The sequence below is a fragment of the Kosmotoga sp. DU53 genome, from assembly GCF_001639905.1.
GTDB lineage: Bacteria > Thermotogota > Thermotogae > Petrotogales > Kosmotogaceae > Kosmotoga > Kosmotoga olearia.
The window spans coordinates 1-4,873 of the sequence record NZ_JGCK01000038.1 but is presented as its reverse complement, the minus strand read 5'-3'; the positions used below and the strand labels follow the sequence as shown (position 1 = coordinate 4,873).

Annotated in this window: 6 protein-coding genes; all 6 read left to right on the top strand. The window is 35.5% G+C overall.

Going from position 1 to position 4,873, the window contains the following annotated elements; genetic code table 11:
• Positions 1–25: 25 nt before the first annotated feature.
• Positions 26–355 (top strand): hypothetical protein, encoded by a 330-nt coding sequence (locus tag DU53_RS05540; RefSeq protein ID WP_063727911.1) that lies wholly within the window; start codon positions 26–28, stop codon positions 353–355.
• Positions 356–378: 23 nt separating this feature from the next.
• Positions 379–1,752 (top strand): radical SAM protein, encoded by a 1,374-nt coding sequence (locus DU53_RS05535; RefSeq protein WP_063727909.1) that lies wholly within the window; start codon positions 379–381, stop codon positions 1,750–1,752.
• Between the two features lie 93 nt (positions 1,753–1,845).
• Entirely contained in the window at positions 1,846–3,153 is a 1,308-nt protein-coding gene (locus tag DU53_RS05530; protein WP_161484754.1) for a radical SAM protein, read from the top strand.
• 664 nt (positions 3,154–3,817) lie between these two features.
• Positions 3,818–4,117, top strand: coding sequence for an ATP-binding cassette domain-containing protein (locus DU53_RS12485; protein WP_255358877.1), 300 nt, complete (start codon positions 3,818–3,820; stop codon positions 4,115–4,117).
• Entirely contained in the window at positions 4,065–4,526 is a 462-nt protein-coding gene (locus DU53_RS12480; RefSeq protein WP_201030007.1) for an ABC transporter ATP-binding protein, read from the top strand. Before DU53_RS12485 ends, DU53_RS12480 begins: the two co-directional genes overlap by 53 nt.
• Positions 4,527–4,609: 83 nt before the next feature.
• The coding region (locus DU53_RS05520; protein WP_063727907.1) for a transposase at positions 4,610–4,873 on the top strand (264 nt) is incomplete at its 3' end.

Sequence of the window (4,873 nt, the reverse complement as noted above, 5' to 3'; positions counted from 1 at the left end):
CAGCTGAAAAGCATTTTCTGGAAGAGTGTGGATTTTGACAGATGAGAATGTTTTCTCTGCAAGTCTCAGATTCCTTAGTTATACATTGAAAGCTGATATCGGAACGATTCTTGGGGAACGGTCCAGTGAAACAGCTAACTTCGGTTCGAATCGAAAAGGATACTTACTACCAAACACAAAATGCATCGCAAATCTGTCAAAAACGAGGATCTTGCTTCTTGAAGAGGGAAGACATATAGAGCCGGATATTCCCATAAACCTGAGCCTTGATGAAAAGATCTCATGGATAATTGGAGAAGCTGATCCCATGATTGACGAAGCTCTGCGAATTGTTGAAAGGGCATCAGAAGAATGAAAGGGTATGGAGGTGAAGTGAATATGAATCATTACGTAAACAGAGAGATTGAATATTATACTACATCACTTTTGGGTAAGAATTTCGTGTTTTTTCCTGAAACGATTTCTCTATTAGAGATAGATAATAAGTTATTTGAGTTACTGAAAAAGGGTGAAACTTACCAGAACATCGTTCTTCCAAAAGAGGTACTCGAAATTTTCGAACAATATGGTAGGTTGAATAAAACAAAAAGTGAAGAAACTAAGTTAAAACAAGTAACACATTTTCGAGGTTTAACCTTAGATGTAACACAAGAGTGTAACATGAGATGTGCTTATTGTTATGAAAATTCGAAAGAGTTTGACCGATTATCTCGTATGGATTCTGAAACAGCAAAAAAAGCAATTATTAAATTATTGAAGCCAGACATGGATAATCAAAGAAGAAGACTGACATTCTTTGGTGGGGAGCCTTTGCTAAATTTCGATTTGATAGAGATGATAGTATCATATGTAGAAAAAATGTGGCCAGATCGATTTTCCTTTGGTATAACAACAAATGCTACTTTGATAGATACAAAAATTGCAGATTTTCTTACTAAGAAAAAATTCAGTGTTTTAGTTAGTCTTGATGGCCTAGAGAGAACCCAGAATATCTTACGTCCTCTAAAAGACTCAGAGAACAGTTTTATCAAAACGATTCATGGTATAAAACTGTTGAACGAAAAGGGGCTAAAACCGTCAATAAGATGTACTTCAACATCTGTGAATTCAGATTTATCGAATTTTGCAGAAGTCTTCAAAGAACTATCTATTAGGAAACTCTATGTTGCCGTTGTTAGCACCAGTAATGAACACATGATTCCCGAAAGCTTCGAATTAACTTCCAGCTATCAAAAACTCTATGAGTATTTTAGACACAAGAATGGTACTTTTCTTGGATTGGTGTCAAGCACAGCTAAGAAAATTGAATCAAAAGAATTCTCCGCAAATTGCACTGCGGGGCGTACGATGGTTACTCTGGCTAGTAATGGTGATGTGTATATTTGCCATAGAAAGGTCGGTGTATCTAGCTTCTTCATTGGAAATGTCATCTCAAATACATTTGAGGAGATAGTACTAACATCTAAGTCAAAGTTGAATAAATTGAGTTCAAAAATAGAAGAATGCAAGAACTGTTGGGCTCGTAATTTATGTTCTGGTATTTGCATGGCTACTATCGGACTACCTGAAAAGCATTTTCGTGTTTACTGTGAGTTTGTGAAAAAAGCGATCGAATTGTCATTTGTTGAGGTAGCGCGAAAAAAATACGAACTCTGTTCCCACCACAACAGGGAGTTAGCTTTGGAAGATCAAGGCCTATTTCTTGATTCTTTCATTCAATACTATCGAGTAGTGTACTTTGAAAATTGTTAATTTTTAATGCCCATATGATGCTTTTCTGCCCCTAACGTAGATTAGCAAAAGTGAGGTGTAAGGGTGATGCATGAAAGTCATTACAACTTAGTAATGAAAGTAGACACAGACGCTTTTTTGCTTTTCAATTCGTTATCCGGTTCAGCTGACTTAGTAGATTCAGCGGTTGTAAAAGTCCTTAGAGGGCAACTAATTAACGATAGAGTCGAAAAATACTTAATATCAAGAGGTTATCTTACCAGCAAGACAATAATTGAAGAGAAAAGTGATATGAAACGTTTCTTCACAGAAGTTTGCCAAACTTTATTTAAGAACAAAGAATATGGTTTTGTAATTACATATAAATGCAATTTAGCTTGTCCCTACTGTTTTGAGGCTTCTGTGAAAGAGGGTATTGTGGGTAAAAGAACTACTGTCATAGATGATCGGAGAATAGAAAAAGCTTTCGAGGTCATTGACTTTTTTGATGATCTTGGAGATAATAAAAAGATTTCTATTAAGTTGTATGGCGGAGAACCTTTAATGCCAGAAAATAGAAGAGCTGTTGAATATATAATAAAAAACGCAATAACAAGAGATAGAAAAATTGCAGTTATTACAAATGGTATCTATCTTAACGAGTATATAGATTATCTGGCAAAATACAAAGACAGAATAGATTTTGTCCAGGTGAGTTTGGATGGTCCAAAAAATGAACATGATAAAAGACGGGTCAGTATTTCCGGAAATGGAACTTTCGATAGAATTATTCATAATATCGAGTTAGTGTTACTCAAAGGCATAAAAACATCGATCCGAATCCTTGTGGATTCAGAAAACGAACATACTATTCCAGAACTGATAAAATTCCTAAAATACCATAATTGGCCGAATCAAGACAAATTATCTTGTTTTTTTGCATCCACGTCGGCCCCTAATAGCAACACGTTACATAACTATTCGAAGGTAGCAATTTGGAAGAAGATCTGTCAGTATTATGAAAAAGGTTTATTAAACGAAATATTTAGCGAACCAATAGTCTATCCTTTTAAGGATTTGTTCATAAACAAAGTATGGAGTCCTCGTTTCTTCGCATGTAATGCGCATACGGGGCTTATGATTTTTGATCCTTACGGAATGATTTATCCCTGCTGGAAAGCTGTGGGGCAATCTGAACTTTCCATCGGAAGATTTTATCCCTCATTTAAACTAAATAAAGCAAGCAAAAGGTGGAAATCGAGATCTGTTTTTATGTTGAAGAAATGTGCTGGCTGTGAATTCTCAGCGATTTGTGGTGGAGGTTGTGCCTATTCTGCATACGTAAAGCATGGCACAATTCTAGAAGGCTCATGCGAAGAAATGGAGGTTATTAAGAATGTTTACTTGCCATTTGCCTACCAAAGATATCTTAAAAAATCGTGACTGTATGATTTGCATTAAAGATAACTAATATGAGTCTCAACTTATGCACTTCGAGTTAACAAGACGAATAAAGGAAAAACTGAACTCTGGTTCTATTATAGAAAATTCGAGGTGATTTGAAGGGAATTCTACTGAAATATTGAAGCTATTCATTAGAAAGGATTAGCAGATTTCCTTCGGCCTTCAAACATGAAGCAAAAACAAAGCAAATGAAAGTTTATGATAGACAATGAAATCAAATTATAAAAAATCCAGAAGAACTTATGACAGTCAAATTCCAAACTTGAAAATCCCGACAACGATCAAGATTCACAGATAATTTCTGGATTATTACCTGATCAACAGTTGGAAATGTTTGGAAAAATTTTTTATATCTCCTGATGCGTTAGAGGTGGATTTTTTCAAAACATCGAAAACGCAAGAAAAAAGTTCTTCTGAAACCCCTAGCTCACCTGCATTTCAGAAGGCAAGAAATATGAAAATCATATAGAAAAATATATACTAGTCTTGAAACGACTTCGGAGGTTAGAAAAATCGGAAGTTTTTGTTTAGAAAAGCGTGGGTCACTTATTTTAAGGTCAAAAGAGATATTTGAAGATTCATGGGGTTATATAAATCTGCTTGATTCTTTTTCTCAGTTTTTTGGAGGGAATTATAATTGCGTATGGAAAAAACAGTTGAAAGAATCGAAAAAATTATTTCCATTGAGTCTATTTCCAAAGAAATAAAGGGTAGAAATATCCTAAAAAACGTTTCTTTTGATATATTACGCGGAGAAATCCTAGCACTTGTTGGCCCAAATGGTGCGGGAAAAACGACTACCGTTCGTTGCTTATCGGGGATTTTCAATATTGATTCCGGTGTGATAAATAAAATGGAGGGTTTAGATATCTCTGTAATGCCGGAGAAAGATTTTTTCTTGGGAAAAATACACAGGATGGAAGAACATAAAAATATGTTTTGACTATTTCAAAGGAATTTTAACTAGGGAAAAGATTGAGTACTACATAAACATGTTAGGCCTTTCAGGATTTCTAACAAAAAAAGTCTACACTTATTCAAAAGGTACAAAGAGAAAATTATCTTTTGTCCTGGCGCTTTTGAGTGACCCAGATCTTCTGATTCTTGACGAACCTATGAGTGGTCTTGATCCCCTTTCAAGGAAAAACATGAGAAATCTGATTCTTGAGTTGAACGAAGATGGTAAGAGTATTTTACTAACATCTCACGATTTGGCAGAAGTTGAGAAACTTGCGGACAGAGTAATCGTGATGAAAGATGGAAAGATATTGGTCGATAATTTGATAAACGATACCCTATCAAAATATAAAAGTCTTGAAGATCTGTTCTTTGATATAGTGGGGAGGAATTAGTATGGGAAAGATTATACTGCACCCCTGAAGAATTGGACAGGTAAAAAGTAGAGAGATAAAATAAAGGCAAGGGGGTGCAGTTAATGGCAAAGAAACTCTCGGCAGAAGAAAAGATGGCAATAATTCTGGAAGGGCTTCGTCGAGAAAAGAGCGTTTCTCAAATCTGCAGAGAACATGGAATTTCACAAGCTCAGTATTACAAATGGCGTGACAGGTTTCTCGAAGGAGCCAAAGAAGGCTTGGAAAACGGGAAGAAATCCAGGGTAAAGCAGCTCGAAGAAAAAATCGAAGAACTCGAGAAGGTAATTGGGAAACAGACCATCGTCATTGAGACCTTAAAAAAAACT

Bases quoted from the DNA above. Each gene is read 5' to 3' on its own strand.
- DU53_RS05535 (WP_063727909.1), top strand. From the start codon at position 379: ATGAATCATTACGTAAACAGAGAGATTGAATATTATACTACATCACTT.
- DU53_RS05530 (WP_161484754.1), top strand. From the start codon at position 1,846: ATGAAAGTAGACACAGACGCTTTTTTGCTTTTCAATTCGTTATCCGGT.
- DU53_RS12485 (WP_255358877.1), top strand. From the start codon at position 3,818: ATGGAAAAAACAGTTGAAAGAATCGAAAAAATTATTTCCATTGAGTCT.